This is a genomic window from Prescottella equi (assembly GCF_002094305.1).
Taxonomy (GTDB): domain Bacteria; phylum Actinomycetota; class Actinomycetes; order Mycobacteriales; family Mycobacteriaceae; genus Prescottella; species Prescottella equi.
In genome coordinates this window covers 308494-326485 of the sequence record NZ_LWTX01000004.1, presented here as the reverse complement: position 1 = coordinate 326485, position 17992 = coordinate 308494, and the positions used below count along the sequence as shown (strand labels likewise).

The following is a 17992-nucleotide window of genomic DNA, read 5'->3' as shown; positions in this document are numbered from 1 at the left end:
CCTCACTCACCGTGGCCGTTCACGGGGCGTGCCGTCGGAGGAGGCGTGCCGATCTCGTCGATGCCGTGGCCGCTGCACGGGATGCGGGTTGCGGTGGCGTGCTCGATCCGGGGCACCAGGAACCACCGCATCTCACTGCGCAGTCGGCACCACCCGATCAGGTACCACTGCCCGTTCCTGGCGGCGAACATCACCGGTTCGACGTCCCGGGTGGTCGTGTCGCCGTCGCGGGAGGTGTAGCGGATGCGCACCACATGCTGCTCGGACATCGCTTCCTCCAGCGCCGACTTGATCGTGCGCGGCGTAGGAGGGGCGTCGACCCAGATGCGACCGGCGAGCTCGTCGGCCTTCGCCCGGGTCCGCGGATCGAGTACGTCCATGATCTTTCGGATGCCGGCCGCGGCGAGATCGGCGTAGGGGGCATCGGGGGCGGCGGAGACCGCCGTCAGCAGCGCCACTGCCTGCGCGGGGGACAGGCTCACCGGTGGCAGGGTGCTTCGGGCAACCAGCCCGTAGCCGCCGCCGGGGCCCGGGCGTGACCAGAGCAGCGCGCCACTGTTCTCGAGCGCGGCGAGGTCTCTCTTGACCGTCCGCACGGACACACCGAACTCGGTGGCGAGTCGTTCGGCGGTGCATCCCCGTGGTCCGCTGCGGCGCAGCATCTCGGACAGGGCGTGGAGCCGCTCGGCCCTCTTCACTGCTCAGCCCGACGAAAAATCATGCCAAAATGGTGACATACCGTTGTCCAGCAGGCCTGAGAGCATCGTCGTGTGACGACAAACGCGAATAGCCCGACCCTCATTCTGATCGCCGGCCACTGGCTGGGCGCCTGGGCGTGGGACGAGGTGCTGGAACACCTCACTGCCGATGGCTGGCGCGCCCTCCCGATGACGCTTCCCGGGCTCGACGGACAGGACCCCGACCGTGCATCCAGGACGCTCGACGACCAGGTTGCCGCGATCGAACGGGTTCTGACCCAGGCTTCGGCCTCCACGGCCCGGCCGGTGGTCATCGTGGCGCACAGCGGAGCCAACGCGCCGGTGAGTCTCGTCCTCGATCGGCATCCTGAACTCGTCCGCCGAGTGGTGTGGGTCGACAGCGGCCCCGTCGCCGACGGCAGTGTCTTCGCCCCGGATACGCCCGAAGACCTGACCGAGTTCCCACTGCCGCCGTTCGAGGAGCTCGGCCGGCAGGCCAGCCTCGAGGGCCTGAGCGCCGCGGCACTCGAGCGCTTTCGCGACAGGGCCGTTCCGGAACCGGGCCCAGTGCTGCGCCGACAAGTGACGCTCACCAACGATGCGCGTCTTGCTGTCCCGACCACCCTGGTGTGCTGCTCGATCCCGAGCGCGCAGGTGATGGAGTGGGCCGACGCGGGTCACCCCATGTTCGCCGAGGTGTCGAAACTCGACCACGTCGATGTCGTCGACCTCCCGACCGGGCATTGGCCCATGTGGAGCCGGCCCGGCGACCTCGCCCGCATCGTCGCCGCAGCAGCGACGTCACCGGTCGACTGATCTCAGGCGGCCCATCGCATACGCGGTTCTGCGGCGGTCGTCTCGGTGGGTGGCTCCCCGAACGTCCACCGCTACGCTCGGCCCATGCTGGTGTGGATCAACGGCGCCTTCGGTGCGGGTAAGACGCAGACCGCGTTCGAGTTGCACCGTCGGATCCCGGGCTCGCACGTGGCCGATCCCGAACTCATCGGATTCGCGATTCACAAGATGCTGCCGGCGGCCGCGCGGGACGACTTCCAGGACCGAGCCCAGTGGCGGTCGGCGGTCATTGCCACCCTCGCCGACGCGGTGACCGCGCACGCCGGTCCGGTGATCGTGCCGATGACGTTGGTGAACTCCGACTACTTCGACGAGATCACGACCGGCCTGGCGGCAGAAGAGGTGGACGTCCGGCACTTCACGCTCGTCGCATCGCCCGAAACGCTCCGGCGTCGGCTCCGGACGCGCGGCGGGCACTGGCTCGGGCGCGCCGTCGGCCGAGACGAAACCTGGGCCATGCAGCAGATAGACCGGTGTGTGACCGCACTCGCCGCCGACCGATTCGCAGAGCACGTCGACACCGACACCCGAACCGTCGACGAGATCGTGGAGCACCTGGGCGACAGGCTGAATCTGCAGCTCGAACGCCCTCGCCTGCATCCGGTGCGCTATCAGTTGCGCCGGGCGGCGGTCGGGATCCGACACGTCAGGTTGTGAGATGGGCTGCCGAGCGCTGGACTGCGCCTGTTCACCCGTGCCGGGTGAGGCGTCGACCGCGCCCGAGATGTCACGCTGCGACTGCGTTCGGATACAGCGGTGCGGCGGAAGGGAACTCATGACCGATCAGGGACAGGCCACGGCGACCGTGCAGGCCCGGCACGCGGAGTCGCTGAAGGTGATGCCGTTCGACGAGGACCAGGACTTCGCCGACGCGCAGCGCGGCTTCGTTGCCGCGCTGGAGCCGGGAGTCGTGAAGAACGCCGACGGTGCGGTGGTCTGGGACAGTGGCTCGTTCGCCTTCCTCGACGAGGACTGCCCCGAGACGGTTCATCCGAGTCTGTGGCGTCAGTCCCGGCTCTGCGCGATGCAGGGCCTGTACGAGGTCACCGACGGGATCTATCAGGTCCGGGGCCTGGACCTGTCGAACATGACGCTGGTGGAGGGCGACACCGGGGTGATCGTGATCGATCCGCTGATCTCCGAGGAGACCGCGGCCGCGGGTCTGGCCCTGTACCGCTCGCACCGCGGCGACCGTGCCGTGGTGGGGGTGATCTTCTCGCATTCGCACATCGACCACTTCGGCGGCGTCAAGGGCGTCACCACCGCCGAGTACGTCGCGGCGGGCCGGTGCCCGATCCTGGCCCCGGTCGGGTTCGTCGAGCACGCGGTGGCCGAGAACGTCTACGCGGGCACGGCGATGGGGCGGCGGGCGGCCTACATGTACGGGGCCGCTCTACCGCGCGGACCGCTCGGCGCCGTCGGCGCGGGTCTGGGCCCCACCACCTCCACCGGGACACCGACCCTCCTCACTCCGACCGTGGACATCGACCACACGGGACAGACCGCCACCATCGACGGGGTCCGCATCGAGTTCCAGATGACGCCCGGCACCGAGGCGCCGTCGGAGATGAACTTCTACTTCCCGGACCGCCGGGCACTGTGCATGGCGGAGAACGCCACCCACACGCTGCACAACCTGCTCACGTTGCGCGGCGCACTCGTGCGTGACCCGCACGTGTGGTCGAAGTACCTCACCGAGTCGATCAACCGGTACGCGGCGCACTCGGACGTGCTGTTCGCGTCGCACCACTGGCCGACGTGGGGTACCGAGCGGCTCACCGAGTTCCTGTCGCTGCAACGCGACCTGTACGGGTATCTGCACGATCAGACGCTGCGGGCTCTCAACCAGGGCGCCACCGGTATCGAAATTGCCGAGAACTTGGAGCTGCCACCGGCGGTGGCGCGGGCCTGGCACACGCACGGCTACTACGGGTCGGTCAGCCACAACGTCAAGGCCGTCTACCAGCGCTACATGGGCTGGTTCGACGGCAACCCGGCCACCCTGTGGGAGCATCCTCCCGTCGATGCGGCGAGACGGCACGTCGAGTTCATGGGAGGCGCCGACGAGGTGGTGGCGAAGGCCCGGAAGTCGTACGCGGAGGGCGACTTCCGCTGGGTCGCGCAGGTCCTCAACTACGTGATCTTCGCCCAGCCGGATCATGCCGAGGCGCGGACGCTGCAGGCGGACACCCTGGAACAGTTGGGCTTCGGCTCGGAGAACGGGACGTGGCGGAACTTCTTCCTCATGGGCGCCTACGAGCTGCGCAACGGGCCGGTGGGCACGCCCACGCGGACGGACGCCCCGGACATCGCGGCGGCCCTGTCGGTGGAGCAGGTCTTCGACGCGATCGCGCTGCGCATCGACGGGCCCCGCGCATGGGACGCCGACATCACCATCGACTGGCGGATCACCGACGAGGGCATCGACCACCGCACCCACCTCCGGAACGGGTTGCTCGTGCACTACGACCTCGACGGTGAAGCGTCCGAGCCCGACGTCCGACTGTCGCTGTCCCGCCCGGACCTGATCGCCGCCGTCGTCGGGGGCGGCGACGTTGCCGGGATGGTCGGCGCCGGCCGGATCGGGGTCGAGGGCGACGCCGCGAAGCTCACCGAGCTGATCGGCTACCTCGACGCCCCGGATCCGGATTTCGCGATCGTCACGCCCTGACGAGACTCACCGTTCGCGGTGCGGGCCGCCCACCGCGCCGTACACGTGCCGGGTACCGATCGGGACGATCAGCGGACGATCCGAGACCGGGTCGTCGATGACGGTGGCCTCGAGCCCGAAGACGTCCGCGAGGAGTTCGGCGGAGATGACGTCCTGCGGCTTGCCGGACGCGACGATCCGGCCTTCGGACATGACGATCAGATGATCGCTGTAGCGGACGGCGAGGTTGAGATCGTGGAGCACCATGATCACGGTGCGGCCCATCTCCTCGTGCATCCGGTCGACGAGGTCGAGTACCTCCACCGAGTGCGACAGATCGAGGTAGGTGGTGGGCTCGTCGAGCAGCAGGATGTCGGTGCCCTGCGCGAGCGCCATCGAGATCCAGGCCCGCTGGCGCTGGCCGCCGGACAGCTGGTCGACGGGACGGTCCGCGAGGTCGGCGACGCCGGTGAGGGCCAGTGCGTGCGCGACCTCGGTCTCGTCGTCGGACGACCACTGCCGGATCCACGACTGGTGTGGGTGCCGGCCCCGGGCGACGAGGTCGGCGACGGTGAGCCCCTCGGGGGCGACGGGGGCCTGCGGCAGCATGCCGAGCGTGCGGGCCACGTCCTTGGTGCGCATGGTCGTGATGGCCTTGCCGTCGAGCAGGACCGTGCCCGAGCGCGGCTTGAGGAGGCGGCCGAGCGCGCGGAGCATCGTCGACTTGCCACAGCCGTTGGGGCCGATGACGGTCGTGATGACGCCGCTGGGGATCTCGACGTCGAGTCCCTCGACGATCACCCGGTCGCCGTAGCCGAGGGTGAGGTTCTCGGCGACGAGGCGCGGCGCGGGAGCGGGGTGAGCCGTGGTGGTCATGCCGAGACCTTCCGGTTGTTGCGGACGAGCAGATACAGGAGGAACGGGCCGCCGAGCGCCGACGTCACGATGCCGACGGGCAGTTCGACGGGCAGGATCGTGCGGGCGATGATGTCGCTGCCGACGACCAGCACCGCGCCGGTGAGCGCCGACGCGATGATCGGCGGGCCGGGGGAGCGGACCAGGCGCATCGCGACCTGCGGGGCGGCGAGCGCGACGAAACCGACCGGGCCGGCGGCAGCGGTGGCCACGGCCGCGAGGATCACCGACGCGAGTAGCAGCTTCGCCTGTGCGGACTGCTGCCGGACGCCGAGCGAGCGGGCGTTGTCGTCGCCGAGGCGCAGTGCTCCGAGGGTGAACGTCGCGATGATCGCCCAGCCGCCGATGATCGCGAGTGCGATCGCCACCGGCCACACCTGGCCCCACCCGGCGCCGTTGATGGAACCGTTGAGCCAGACCTTGGCGCGGGAGACGTCGTTGATGTCGGCGGAGATGAGCAGCCACCCGGTGACGGCGATGAGCATGGCGTTGATCCCGATACCGATCAGGATCAGGCGGTAACCCTCGACACCGTTCCGCCATGCCAGCAGGTAGATTACCGCGGCGGTGAGCAGGCCACCGGCCAGTGCCGCCAGCGGGATGCCGAGTGTCGCGAGCAGACCCACGAACGAGCCCCCGCCGCCGAGCACGATCAGCGCGACCGCCGCCGCGCTGGCGCCCGAAGTGATGCCCAGGATGTCGGGGCTCGCGAGCGCGTTGCGGGCGATCGACTGGGTGATGGCTCCGGAGATGCCGAGCGCGATGCCGATCAGGACCGCGACCAACGCTCGCGGGAGGCGCAGATCCATGACGATGAACCGCTGCACCTTGGAGCCGCCGCCGAAGAGGACGTTGGTGACCTCCGCGATCGACAGCGGGAAGTCGCCGCGGCCGATGCCGATGCACACGAGCAGGAAGAGCAGCACCAGCAGGGCCACGTTCACGACGATCATGAACGGTCGCAGTACCAGGGACAGGGGACCGATGCGCAGCGCCGGGCGGGACGGCACCTTGGCGCTGTCGCCGGCCGCGGATTGGGGCAGAGAATTCAGGACGCTCACAGGCTGGCCAGCTTCCTGCGCCGCACGAGCGCGATGAAGAACGGGGCGCCGACCACGGCCAGCACGATGCCGACCTGCAGTTCGCCGGGACGGACCACGACGCGGCCGATGACGTCGGACATCACCAGCATCAAGCCGCCGAGCAGTCCGGCGTACGGCACCAGCCAGCGGTAGTCGGGACCGGTGATGGCCCGGGCCACGTGCGGGACGACCAGGCCGATGAACGCGATCGGACCGCAGGCCGCGGTCGCCGCGCCGGTCAACAACGTGATCGCGACGATGCCGATCGTGCGGGACATTGCGATGTTGGTGCCGAGCGACCGGGCGACGTCCTCGCCGAGGCTGATCACGTTGAGGCTGGGCGTGCTCGCGATCGCGATCACCAGGCCGACGATCAGGAACGGCAGCACCTGCCAGAAGATGTCGAAGCCGCGGCCCGCGACCGAGCCGACGACCCAGAAGCGGTAGCCGTCGAGCGTGGTCTGATCGAGGATGACGACGGCGTTGGTCATGGCCTGGAGGAAGAACGCGACGGCGGCGCCGGCGAGCGCCAGGCTCAGCGGACTGGCTTTGCCGTTGCCGATCGACGACAGCCCGAACACGGTGATCGAGGCGAGCGCCGATCCCGCGAAAGCGAACCACAGGTACTGGCTCGGCGCGGTGAGGCCGAATGCGTAGATCGCGATGACGACGAGGAAGGCCGCACCGGCGTTGAGGCCGAGCAGACCGGCGTCGGCGAGCGGGTTGCGGGTATGTCCCTGGATGAGGGCACCCGCGACTCCGAGGGCGATGCCGACGACGAGCCCGAGCAGCGTCCGCGGAATCCGCAACGTGTGGACGATGATGTCGGTCTCGCTGTCGGTGGACGAGAACAGCGCGTGGAACACCTCGGCGAACGACAGTGGCCGCGCGCCGACGGCGACACTCGCGAACAACACGAGCACCAGCAGGGCGGCGAGCACTGCCAGGCCGAGGAGTCTGCGGCGGCGGACCGCCGCGAGCGAGGAGTCCGGCACGACCGGCGTGAACCCGTCGGCGCGGGCGGTCGCCTCGTGGACCACCTCGGCGCCGGACGAGCGCCATGGCCGTCGGCGCAGCGCGCGCCGCACTCCGATCGGAGCACCCGTCGCGGCGTCCCGGGTGACGAGACTGCACCAGCCCTTGCCGACGGTGGTGCCGGCATTGCCCTCCCGGAAGCCCCGATTCCACACCAGCAGGGCCACCGCGATCAGCAGTGCGGCGCCTCCGAACACGACCCGATCGGCCTGGCCGCCGCCCTTCGCGTCGCCGAGGGAGTCGACGAGGTACCAACCGATGACGATCGGGATGGCCACGACGCCGAGATCGAGCAGGTCGGCCAGCAGTCGACGGGACCGGGGCGCCGGGCCTTCCGGAATCACTTCCTTGCCGTATGCGCTCGGCACACGGTGCTTCGACGCATCCGAGGTCACGTCCGGGAGGCGGGTCGTCGACACGTGCAGGGTGCTCCTATGAGAGGTAACGCTATCGAGCGTCAGGTTACGGAAGCCTAACCGAACGCGCGAGGGCGGTATCCGCTGTGCGGCACATGTGGACCCCTCGGTCGCATCCTAGGTAAGGGTAGCCTACGCTTCTGTTGATCAACTCGAACTCTCGATGGAGGCACGATGGCCGCGACTGCGCATATCCAGTTCAGTTCGGAGACGACAGCGCTCGACGCCTCGTGTTGCCGCCTACGGGATATCTCTCCCGACTACCCGCGCGTCTACGCCGTCGCGACCATGGCCCATCAAGGCAAGCGGCGCTGGTGGCCGATCGCGTCCTGCGTCGCCGGCTCCGACCATCAGCCGGCGCATCGCGTGGACCGCATGTTCGCGCGCGTGCTGGAGGATCTGCATTCGCCCGATGCCGCCGCCCTTCAGGTGGCCGCTGCGCTGGTGCACGCGATCGTCGGACGCGTCGCCGCTCTGGTCGTGACCGAGGGGAGGGCGTGGGATCCCGGAGTCGACAACCTGTGGGTCCACATGGACAGCGACAACGGCATCGACTGGGCCGCTGTCGTCGACACCACGCTGCGGGTGCTTCCCGACGACGAGCTGGCGCACACGCGGGGAGTCGTGACGCTCCCGTGCGAGCGTGCGCTCCACGTCTGGACCGCGCATCGATGCCTTACCTCACTCACCGCGGTGCGCCGCGCGCTCGAGCTGTGTGCTCCGGTCGACACGTCGCGCTTTGCGATGCTGGTGGCGGATGCGGTGCTGAGTGCGGTGACGCGGATCCCGTTGGCGACGGGAATGTCGAATGCGGTGGCAGTACGCCGCGGTCAGGGTCTGCTGGACGCGTTCGAGGCCGCGGGCATTCCGGTGCGCACCCGCACGGCCCTGGCGATGGCCTGCTGAAGGGGTTGCGAGATTAGGGCAGCCTTTCCTATAATCGAGACATCGAAACGCTGGACCGTGCCGGAGTCCTGAGGGCTGCAGTGACTCCCGGTCCCTTCCTCGGCGGGTTCCGCGCACAACGCGCGGAACCCGCCGAATCTTTTGTCTGCGGGTACGCCCCCGACCGGGGATCGCCACCGACTCCGGCGGGTCGCGCGTGCGGCCTCGACACGGGTGGATCACTATGACGAGGTACATATTCGGTCGACGGCCCGTATTCGGGCCGTCCGTGTGAAGCGATGGAGCAGGTCATGGCGAGCGATGCAGAGCGGGCACTGGGGTTGAGCGACGGATCCGACCCCGCCGAGGTGAACGCCTTCCTGAACAAGGGCTTCGGCGAGGCACTCGGGCTCGAATTCACCGAACTGACCGCGGACCGTGTCCGCGCCCAGTGGAAGGTGACCCCGGCGCTGTACCAGCCGTGGGGCATCATGCACGGCGGCGTCCACTGCGCAGTGATCGAATCCGTCGCCAGCATCGCCGCCAGCCTCTGGCTCGGCAACAAGGGCCACGTCGTCGGTGTCAACAACAACACCGACTTCCTGCGCGCGTCACGCGAGGGCACGCTCTACGCCGAGGCGAACCCCGTGCACCGCGGTCGGACCCAGCAGCTGTGGGCCGTCACCGTCACCGACGAGCAGGACCGTCTCGTGGCGCGCGGACAGGTGCGCCTGCAGAACATCACCGAGACGTCGGCGCTCGGCGGCAAGTGACCCGAGCGGATTCAGCCCGCTTCGCGTGATTCGGTCGCGTGACGCGTTCGATTCTGCTCTTGCAGGACGTCGATCGCGTTGCGCGCGAACACCTGCTGCTCGGTCGAGGCCATCTGAGCGCGGCCGCGCCCGAGGAAACTCACCGTCCACGAGATCACCGTCGACAAGCGACTCCGGAAACCGATCAGGTACATCAGATGGATCACGAGCCACATGATCCAGCCGATGAAGCCACTGATCTCGAGCTTGCCGACCTTGGCGACGGCGCTGTGCCGCGAGATCGTCGCCATCGACCCCTTGTCGAAGTACTTGAACGGCTGTCGATCCTGCGGTTGCGCTCCGTCGAGCCCCGCCCGGATCTCCTTGGCCGCGTACTTGCCACCCTGCATCGCGACCTGGGCGAGGCCGGGCAGCTTGTCGAGGGACATCATGTCGCCGATCACGAACACGTTCGGGTAGCCCGGCAGCGTCAGGTCCGGATTGACGTGGACGCGACCGGCCCGATCGACCTCCGCGCCCGTCTGCTCGCCCAGCTGTCGGCCCAGCGGACTGGCCTGCACGCCGGCCGACCACACCTTGCACTGGGCCTCGATCCGCGTCTCGTTGCCGTCCTTGTCCTTGACGACCAACCCGTTCACGTCGACGTTGGTCACCATCGCGTTCAGCTGGATCTCCACGCCGAGCTTCTCGAGGCGCTCGGCGGCCTTGCGGCTGAGCTTGCCGCCGTACACGGGGAGCACGGCCGGCGCGCCGTCGACGAGGATCACCCGGGCGTCACGCGGATCGATCCGCCGGAACGCTCCGGCCAGCGTGCGGTTCGCGAGTTCGGCGATCTGGCCGGCCATCTCGACGCCCGTGGGCCCCGCACCGACCACGACGAACGTGAGCAGGCGACGCCGTTCCTCCGGATCGTCGGACAGCTCGGCCTGCTCGAAAGCGCCGAGGATGCGGCCGCGCAACTCCAGCGCGTCGTCGATCGTCTTCATACCCGGTGCGAACTCGGCGAAATGGTCGTTGCCGAAGTACGACTGCCCGGCGCCCGCCGCCACGATGAGCGAATCGAACTCGGTGACGGTTTCGCGTTCGAGCAGGCGGGAGGTGACCTTGCCTGCAGCGAGGTCGATCGACTCCACGTCGCCGAGCAGTACCTCGACGTTCTTCTGCTTCCGCAACACCATCCGGGTCGCCGGCGCGATGTCGCCGACCGACAGGATGCCGGTGGCCACCTGGTACAGCAGGGGCTGGAACAGATGATGGGTGGTTCTGGCGACCAGGGTGATGTCCACGTCCGCGCGTTTGAGCGCCTGCGTGGCGAACAGGCCGCCGAAACCGGATCCGATGACGACGACTCGGTGCCGTCCGGGTCGTGCCGAGGGGTTGCTCATCCCACGCTCCTCGAAGCTCGTCGAAACGTGCTGTCTCTTGTCACCGTAGCCGCCACCCGGTCCATCGTCCTGCCAACTCGGCGGACCTCCGGATACGACGATGGGCGGTGGGAGAACCCACCGCCCATCGCGGAATGTCACAGCCTGTGCGTCACGCGTCCTTGAAGACGCTGCCGCGGCGGATCAGGAAGGTGAAGCCGAACGTCACCAGACCCAGGACGACCATCATCGTCGCCACCGTGTTGAGGCCGCTGACAGTCGGCGCCACGCCCCCGGCCGCAGTCGCGGACGACGCCAGGAGCATCGTCGCGATCGAGGTGCCGATGCCCTGACCACCGGTGCGCAACACCGAGTTGGTTCCGGTCGCCTCGCTGGTGTTGCTCTCCGGGACGGCTTCGACGATCAGGTTCGGCAACGCCGTGTAGGCGAACGCCGTGGCGACCGAGACCGTGATGATCATCGCCACCATGCCGACCACCGAGTCGTGGAAGACGATGAGCATCGCGCTGCCGAGCGTGAACAGTGCCGTGCCGAGCAGCATCGAGGCCCGAGCTCCCACGGCCCGCGAGATGCGTCCGCTGAGCGGGGTGCAGACGAAACCGAACATTGAGCCGATGAACGACAGCCAGCCGGCGTTCGTGGCCGAGATACCGAGACCGAACGGCGCCGTGGTGGGCGACTGCAGGATCATCGGGATGATCATGGTGCTGATACCCATCGGGCCCACCGCGATCGCCATGGTCGCGACCATCGTCAGGGCGACCTTGCGGTCGGTGAACAGGCGCACGTTGACGATCGGATCCGTCACCCGCAGCTCCCACAGCACCCACAGCGCCAGGACGACGAGACCACCGATGATCAGACCCAGGGTCTTGATGTCGGTCCAACCCCACGCGCCGGACTTGTTGATACCCAGCAGCACCGCCGCGATGGCCGGCGCGAACGCGATCGTGCCGAGGTAGTCCACCTTCTGCGTGGTGCCCGTCGGCGGACGCCACGGCAGGACGAACAGCACCAGGAGCAGCGCCAGCACCGCGTACACGGCGGCGACGACGAAGATCATGTGCCAGCTGGCGTGGTCGAGCATGACGCCGGCCACGAGCAGGGACGCCGATCCGGCCGCGACCGCGGAACCGGAGATGATCGCGATCGCGACGGGAACCTTCTTCGCCGGCAGGTGTTCGCGGGCAAGCCCGATGCACAGCGGCAGGATCGCACCTGCCACGCCCTGGATGGCGCGGCCGACGATGATGCTGCCGATGCTGTCACCGATCGCGCTGATGAACGAACCGATCGCGGCGGCGCCGAGGAGCACGACCAGGACGCGCTCACGTCCGTACATGTCGCCGAGGCGGCCGCAGACCGCTGCCGAGGCGGCTGCGACGAGGAGGAACGCCGTGACGGCCCAGCCGACCGTGGCCGCGTCGCTGTGGAACTCCCGGATGAACGTCGGGATGGCGGCGTACACCATCGACGTCTCGAATGCGCTGATGATCTCGACCAACACGAGGACGGTGATGATCACCCAAGCCGGTCGCTGCCGGTTGTACCGCCCACGGCCCGTGGCGGCGGGGACCGCGGACGGACCGCGGGTATCTGCAGTAGCTGTCACTGAAGTAGTTGTCCAGACTCTTGACTCGCCCGAATGCCGGGCTGTGCTGCGTGAATTCGAAAATCCGCGAGATCGTCGCGTTTACACGGATTCCGGCGGCCGTGGGTGGGCTGGTCCTGTTCCGTTGGTCACAGAGTGTGGCGCGTCACTGAGGGGGCATCGGAGTGATGTGCACTGAGTGGGACCGATGGGTGACCGGCGCAACACAGCGAACCTGGGGAAACGGGGAAACTGCCTGGTAGCGGGCCTGAGCAGCAGCTGGCCGACACGGCGGCGTGGTCCCGTTCAACGGGACGCCCTGTCCGCTCCGGGTCGTCTCGTGCGTAGCGGATACCGCAACCGGACGATCGGTCCGAGTGTCTCAGGGAAAAGCACCCGATGAGGGCGGAACAGCTGAAATCGGTGAAAACAAACGGTCAGGCCCCATCGAGGAACCGGTACAGGGGATTGCGGGCGGCGGCCTCGCGCACGCCGGTGCCCGCCCCCTCGGTGTACACCTGCGTCGTGTTCATGGACTCGTGCCCGAGCATCCGCATGAGCGTGAAGATGCTGACGTTCTCGTCGGCCATGTTGGTGGCGAACGTGTGCCGGAACTGGTGCGTCAGCGCACCCTTGGCGCGCTCACCGTTGATCCCGGCCCTGCGGTAGGCGCGCAGCACCCGGTATTGCAGTGTGCCCCGAGTGATCCGGGTCCCGTCCGCACCGACGAACAGGGGATCGGTGGAACGGAAATGCTGCCACGGCGTGGCGCCCGAGGGCACGCGGCGCTTCGTGGTCTCCGGGAACCGCGCGATGCGCGACTCCAGATAGCCGGTGAGCGTCGCCACCAGGGCGGGCTCCGCGGTTGCCACACGGTCCTTGCTGCCCTTGCCTCGCACCCGGATGACGCGCGCCGAGCCACCGCTCGGATCAGGAGCGCTGCGCACGTCGCCGAGATCGACCGCGATCAGCTCCGACGACCGCATTCCCGTCAGCAGAGCCGTGAGGATGATGGCGAAGTCCCGCTCGCCCCACGGCCGGACCCCGTCGGTGTCGTCTTCCTGCAAGGTCTGGATGAGCCGCGTGACGGCGTCCGCCGGCAACGCCTTGGGGATGCGTTTGGGGGCTTTCGGGCGCAGCACCGCAGACATCGGGTTGGCCACGATGGTGTCGATCGAGAACAGGTAGTCGCACAGCGTGTTCCAAGTGGACCAGCAGCGGCGGATCGACGCGACCTCGTGCGTGGCGGCGAACGACGCGAAAGCCTGCTGCATGGAGGGTTTGGTGATCGCTTCCACGGACAACGCGGATACGGGCACCCCGGTCTGTTCGGAGAGGAACCCGCTGATCGCCGCGAAATCCTGGCGGTACGCCTTGAGGGTGTGCGGGGACGGCTTCGCCGTGCTGCGATGCAGCAGGAATTCGGCGAACCAGGCCTCGAGTAGTCGTCGATCGTCGCTCACGTGGGCCTGCTCCAATGTCCTTCCGCGGCTGCGTCGTGCGCGGAGCCGGGGGCGGGCTCGCGTCCGAACAAGCTTATCGGCAGGCTACGACAACGAGTGGCGACGCCGGGGGACGACGTAACTTCGCTTCCCGGCGAACAATTCGCGCACGACGGATCGCGGGACGGGCAGGCTTCACCCTCGATTTCACCCCATTGCGCCTTTTCCTGACCGCGCGGTATGGATATTTTGAAGGAGGTCAGGCGCACCCCCCGACGTGTGCCTGACCATCTACTTCCGGAACCCCCGCCGCAGACTCATCGCGGCGGGGGTTCCGTCGTTCTCGGCCGGTGTCGCCGATGCATGGAGCGCGGTGGTTGCGGGTAGCCCGACAAGTGCAGGGCCCCCGGCGGCACGGTGCCAGTCGGGCGCGGCCCGGGTGGAGGCGTGTGATGGCGAAATGTGAGACGTGCGGCAACGACTATGACAAGACCTTCACGGTGGTGATGGGGGACCGGCGTGGAGTGTTCGACAGTTTCGAATGCGCCGCCCACGCGATGGCGCCGGTGTGCGCCCACTGCGGCTGCCGGATCCTCGGGCACGGCGTGGAGGACGAGAGCCGCATCTTCTGCTGTGCGAACTGCGCGCGAACCGCCGGCCACGAGCAACTCGTCGACCGCGCCTGACGAGAGGCATGGGGCGCCCCGGGTATGCGCCGAGCGGGGAGGGGAGTGACCGAGGACTCGGCCGCGGACGTGCACTGCCGACTTCTGGATCGGCGGCGGCCGCGGGCTTGGGCGGGTTCGTGCAGGCAGCGGGATGTGGCGTCGTCACGGCGACGCAGCCCAGCGGGACGGTGGATATCCGGGTCGCTCGGGGTGAACCGGCGCAAAACGTCGGGGATCGCGAAACCTTTTCGCGAACATGGATATTCGTCATTATCCATGACGGTGGTGGAGGTGTCCGCCGGAACCGGCGGGGCAGCGTGGTCGGATCTCATGACACAGTACAGCGACCGGTGCGAGTGCGCTGCGCGGATTGCGTACGCGATGTCGTGCTTGTGCGCGGGCGCGTTTTCGCCGGGTGTCGTCGCAGAGCGCAGGCGTCTGGGCGACGCCGCCGACTCGGGCGCGCGCGATATCGGGCCATGAGCGTCGGTGGCCGTCGGGGCCGCCGGTGAGCGGCACCGACCCGCGGTGGGTGGGCCGCCGCGCGCAGGTTGACGTCCCGCCCGCGCAGTTGTGCACGCGGGAGGCCAGGATCCCCGCGGGGTCCGTCGGACCGCGTGTGTGGGCCGGCGCTGCGCGCGCAAGCTGGACCGCACCGGTTGCCGATCAGGATCCACCCGGCTCCCGTGGAGAGCCCCGAATCTCGATTACTTGACATAATGTGGATTATCGGCGAAACGGGAAGCTGGGATAACGCGGCATGAATATCGCGGATGAGCCCGCCGGACTTCACGATTCTGCCTGCGCAGCCGGATCGACCTGATGGCAACTGCGTGACCGAACCGTGCCGCCGTGTGGTCGGCTGCGCGCTGCAGGTGTCCGGCACGCACGCCCGGGCGGATCGCAGGCGCGCGCCGTGCGCAGCCGGCATCGTCACCGAGTGGCCGCACCGGGTAGCCAATGCTGCCCGGCTGTCGAGATCCGACGATCCTTCGGGACGGTCGACCTCGCCGTCCATTGCCATGCCACGTTTGCGCCGGCCGAGTCGAGTTCGCGGCGCATCGGCGGGCCGTCCGGTGGTCGACCCCGTCCGCTGGGCGCTCTCCTGCCGTCCCGGTAGCTACCCATCAATACGTCACGGTGACGTATTGATGGGTAGGACGTGGATGCTCAACTACCGACGTACTCCGCGAGATGCTTGCCGGTGAGGGTCGAACGGTCCGCGATGAGGTCCGCGGGCGTGCCCTCGAAGACGATGCGGCCGCCGTCGTGGCCGGCGCCGGGACCCAGATCGATGATCCAGTCGGCGTGGGCCATGACAGCCTGGTGATGTTCGATGACGATGACCGTCTTACCGGAGTCGACGAGCCGGTCCAGCAGGCCGAGTAGATTCTCGACGTCGGCGAGATGCAGACCGGTCGTCGGCTCGTCGAGGATGTAGACGTCGCCCTTCTCCCCCATATGTGTCGCGAGCTTGAGGCGTTGGCGCTCGCCGCCGGACAGCGTGGTGAGCGGCTGACCGATCTTGATGTAGCCGAGCCCGACGTCCACCAGACGTGCCAGGATCTTGTGGGCGGCAGGTAGTTTCGCGTCCCCGGCGCCGAAGAATTCCTCGGCCTGGGCCACCGACATGGTGAGGACCTCGTTGATGTCCTTGCCGCCGAACTTGTAGTCGAGCACTTCGGCCTGGAACCGCTTGCCCTCGCACACCTCGCACGGGGTGGACACACCGGCCATCATCGCCAGGTCCGAGTACACGACGCCGGCGCCGTTGCAGTTGGGGCAGGCGCCCTCGGAGTTGGCGCTGAACAGGCCCGGCTTGACGCCGTTGGCCTTCGCGAATGCCTTGCGGATCGGCTCGAGCAGGCCCGTGTACGTGGCCGGGTTGCTGCGGCGTGAGCCTTTGATCGCGCCCTGATCGATCGAGACCACACCGTCCCGGCCCACCACCGAGCCGCCGATGAGCGAGCTCTTTCCGGATCCGGCGACGCCGGTGACCACGGTGAGCACCCCGAGCGGAATGTCGACGTCGACGTCCCTGAGGTTGTGGATGTCGGCGCCTCGCACCTCGAGGACGCCCGACGCCGTCCGGACCGAGGTCTTGACCGACGCGCGGTCGTCGAGGTGTTTGCCGGTGAGGGTGCCGGACGTGCGCAGTTCGTCGACGGAACCTTCGAACACGATTTCACCGCCCTCGGTCCCGGCGCGCGGCCCGAGGTCCACGACGTGGTCGGCGATCGCGATGGCCTCTGGCTTGTGCTCGACGACCAGGACTGTGTTGCCCTTGTCGCGCAACTGCAGCAGCAGGTCGTTCATCCGCGCGATGTCGTGTGGGTGCAGGCCGATGGTGGGTTCGTCGAAGACGTAGGTGACGTCCGTGAGTGACGAGCCGAGATGTCGGATCAGCTTGGTGCGCTGCGCTTCTCCGCCGGACAGCGTGCCGGCGGGTCGGTCGAGGCTGAGGTAGCCGAGCCCGATCTCGACGAACGAGTCGAGTGTCTCCCCCAGCGATTTCAGCAGTGGGGCCATCGACGGCTCGTCGAGGCCACGGACCCACTCGGCGAGGTCGCTGATCTGCATGGCGCAGACGTCGGCGATGCTGAGCCCGGCGATCTTGGAGGACCGTGCCTCCGCGCTCAGGCGGGTGCCCTCGCAGTCGGGGCAGATCTGGAAGGTGATCGCGCGGTCCACGAATGCCCGGATGTGGGGCTGCATCGCCTCCCGGTCCTTGGACAGGAACGACTTCTGGATCTTCGGGATCAGGCCCTCGTACGTGACGTTGACCCCGTCGACCTTGACCTTGGTGGGTTCCTTGTACAGCAGGTCGTTCAACTGCTTCTTGGTGAACTTGGCGATCGGCTTGTCGGGGTCGAAGAAGCCGCAGCCGCGGAAGATCCGTCCGTACCAGCCGTCCATGCTGTAGCCGGGGATGGTCAGCGCCCCCTCTTCGAGGGACTTGCTGTCGTCGTACAGCGCGGTGAGGTCGAAGTCCGAGACCTTGCCCATGCCCTCGCACCGCGGGCACATGCCGCCGGTGATCGAGAAGCTGCGCCGCTCCTTGACGGTGCGCCCGGACTTCTCGACGGTGACCGCCCCGGCGCCGCTGATCGATGCGACGTTGAACGAGAACGCCTGCTGCGAGCCGATGTGCGGTTGACCGAGACGGCTGAACAGGATGCGCAGCATCGCGTTGGCGTCGGTTGCGGTGCCGACGGTGGAGCGCGGGTTGGCGCCCATCCGTTCCTGATCGACGATGATCGCGGTGGTCAGGCCCTCGAGGACGTCGACGTCCGGCCTCGCCAGGGTCGGCATGAAGCCCTGGACGAAGGCGCTGTACGTCTCGTTGATCATCCGCTGCGATTCGGCGGCGATCGTGGCGAAGACCAGGGAGCTCTTACCCGAGCCGGACACTCCGGTGAACACGGTCAGCCGACGCTTCGGCAGCTCCACGCTGACGTTCTTGAGGTTGTTCTCCCGCGCTCCGTGGACGCGGATCAGGTCGTGGCTGTCGGCTGTGTGCCGCGTCGGTGACTGCGTGGCCGGCCGGGCGGTCGTGGTCATCGTGTCTCCCTCTGTGGTGTGCGGCCTCCATGTCTA

Annotated in this window: 14 protein-coding genes; 6 read left to right on the top strand and 8 right to left on the bottom strand. The window is 68.2% G+C overall.

All coding sequences use genetic code 11. The features are described from left to right. Window positions 1-2 precede the first annotated feature (2 nt). On the bottom strand, window positions 3-698 hold the full coding sequence (locus A6I89_RS13620) for a helix-turn-helix transcriptional regulator (protein WP_022596033.1): 696 nt from the start codon (window positions 696-698) through the stop codon (window positions 3-5). Between the two features lie 72 nt (window positions 699-770). On the opposite strand from A6I89_RS13620, the gene A6I89_RS13615 reads away from it, so the two are divergent. From A6I89_RS13615 to A6I89_RS13605, 3 genes are all read left to right on the top strand, one after another. Then, window positions 771-1514, top strand: a complete 744-nt coding sequence (locus A6I89_RS13615; RefSeq protein ID WP_022596031.1) for an alpha/beta fold hydrolase — start codon at window positions 771-773, stop codon at window positions 1512-1514. An 84-nt stretch (window positions 1515-1598) separates the two neighbouring features. Then, the gene (locus A6I89_RS13610) at window positions 1599-2210 is read left to right on the top strand and encodes an AAA family ATPase (RefSeq protein WP_022596029.1); all 612 of its coding nucleotides are present in this window, start codon (window positions 1599-1601) and stop codon (window positions 2208-2210) included. 118 nt (window positions 2211-2328) lie between these two features. Then, on the top strand, window positions 2329-4224 hold the full coding sequence (locus A6I89_RS13605) for an alkyl/aryl-sulfatase (RefSeq protein WP_022596028.1): 1896 nt from the start codon (window positions 2329-2331) through the stop codon (window positions 4222-4224). 6 nt (window positions 4225-4230) lie between these two features. On the opposite strand, the gene A6I89_RS13600 is transcribed toward A6I89_RS13605, so the two are convergent. The 3 genes from A6I89_RS13600 to A6I89_RS13590 form a co-directional block, all read right to left on the bottom strand. Beyond that, a complete protein-coding gene (locus tag A6I89_RS13600; RefSeq protein WP_013416087.1) occupies window positions 4231-5079 on the bottom strand; it encodes an ABC transporter ATP-binding protein in 849 nt (282 codons plus the stop codon). Then, window positions 5076-6071 carry a FecCD family ABC transporter permease gene (locus A6I89_RS13595; protein ID WP_226347398.1) on the bottom strand — a complete coding sequence of 332 codons (996 nt, stop codon included), beginning with the start codon at window positions 6069-6071 and terminating at the stop codon, window positions 5076-5078. The genes A6I89_RS13600 and A6I89_RS13595 overlap by 4 nt, the downstream gene beginning before the upstream one ends. Before the next feature lie 104 nt (window positions 6072-6175). After that, window positions 6176-7654, bottom strand: a complete 1479-nt coding sequence (locus A6I89_RS13590) for a FecCD family ABC transporter permease (protein WP_022596026.1) — start codon at window positions 7652-7654, stop codon at window positions 6176-6178. A gap of 171 nt (window positions 7655-7825) precedes the next feature. Between A6I89_RS13590 and A6I89_RS13585 the strand changes: the two genes are divergently transcribed. Both A6I89_RS13585 and A6I89_RS13580 read left to right on the top strand, forming a co-directional pair. Continuing rightward, window positions 7826-8557, top strand: a complete 732-nt coding sequence (locus A6I89_RS13585) for a hypothetical protein (RefSeq protein WP_022596024.1) — start codon at window positions 7826-7828, stop codon at window positions 8555-8557. Between the two features lie 290 nt (window positions 8558-8847). Continuing rightward, complete coding sequence (locus A6I89_RS13580; RefSeq protein ID WP_022596022.1) at window positions 8848-9309, top strand: PaaI family thioesterase; 462 nt, start codon at window positions 8848-8850, stop codon at window positions 9307-9309. Between the two features lie 11 nt (window positions 9310-9320). On the opposite strand, the gene A6I89_RS13575 is transcribed toward A6I89_RS13580, so the two are convergent. From A6I89_RS13575 to A6I89_RS13565, 3 genes are all read right to left on the bottom strand, one after another. Continuing rightward, entirely contained in the window at window positions 9321-10694 is a 1374-nt protein-coding gene (locus A6I89_RS13575) for an NAD(P)/FAD-dependent oxidoreductase (RefSeq protein WP_005513131.1), read from the bottom strand. 151 nt (window positions 10695-10845) lie between these two features. Next, entirely contained in the window at window positions 10846-12219 is a 1374-nt protein-coding gene (locus tag A6I89_RS13570; protein ID WP_005513132.1) for an MFS transporter, read from the bottom strand. A gap of 503 nt (window positions 12220-12722) precedes the next feature. Beyond that, window positions 12723-13748 (bottom strand): tyrosine-type recombinase/integrase, encoded by a 1026-nt coding sequence (locus A6I89_RS13565; RefSeq protein WP_013416082.1) that lies wholly within the window; start codon window positions 13746-13748, stop codon window positions 12723-12725. Window positions 13749-14179: 431 nt separating this feature from the next. Here A6I89_RS13565 and A6I89_RS13560 point away from each other — a divergent pair, with 431 nt between their 5' ends. Then, window positions 14180-14413, top strand: a complete 234-nt coding sequence (locus A6I89_RS13560) for a hypothetical protein (RefSeq protein ID WP_013416081.1) — start codon at window positions 14180-14182, stop codon at window positions 14411-14413. A 1152-nt stretch (window positions 14414-15565) separates the two neighbouring features. Here A6I89_RS13560 and A6I89_RS13550 read toward each other — a convergent pair. After that, window positions 15566-17956 carry an ATP-binding cassette domain-containing protein gene (locus tag A6I89_RS13550; RefSeq protein WP_022596019.1) on the bottom strand — a complete coding sequence of 797 codons (2391 nt, stop codon included), beginning with the start codon at window positions 17954-17956 and terminating at the stop codon, window positions 15566-15568. Window positions 17957-17992: the final 36 nt, after the last annotated feature.

Excerpts from the sequence above, each read along its gene's own strand:
- A6I89_RS13595 (WP_226347398.1), bottom strand. The coding sequence starts at position 6,071 with ATGATCGTCGTGAACGTGGCCCTGCTGGTGCTGCTCTTCCTGCTCGTG.
- A6I89_RS13580 (WP_022596022.1), top strand. The coding sequence starts at position 8,848 with ATGGCGAGCGATGCAGAGCGGGCACTGGGGTTGAGCGACGGATCCGAC.
- A6I89_RS13550 (WP_022596019.1), bottom strand. The coding sequence starts at position 17,956 with ATGACCACGACCGCCCGGCCGGCCACGCAGTCACCGACGCGGCACACA.
- A6I89_RS13575 (WP_005513131.1), bottom strand. The coding sequence starts at position 10,694 with ATGAGCAACCCCTCGGCACGACCCGGACGGCACCGAGTCGTCGTCATC.
- A6I89_RS13605 (WP_022596028.1), top strand. The coding sequence starts at position 2,329 with ATGACCGATCAGGGACAGGCCACGGCGACCGTGCAGGCCCGGCACGCG.
- A6I89_RS13560 (WP_013416081.1), top strand. The coding sequence starts at position 14,180 with ATGGCGAAATGTGAGACGTGCGGCAACGACTATGACAAGACCTTCACG.
- A6I89_RS13600 (WP_013416087.1), bottom strand. The coding sequence starts at position 5,079 with ATGACCACCACGGCTCACCCCGCTCCCGCGCCGCGCCTCGTCGCCGAG.
- A6I89_RS13585 (WP_022596024.1), top strand. The coding sequence starts at position 7,826 with ATGGCCGCGACTGCGCATATCCAGTTCAGTTCGGAGACGACAGCGCTC.
- A6I89_RS13610 (WP_022596029.1), top strand. The coding sequence starts at position 1,599 with ATGCTGGTGTGGATCAACGGCGCCTTCGGTGCGGGTAAGACGCAGACC.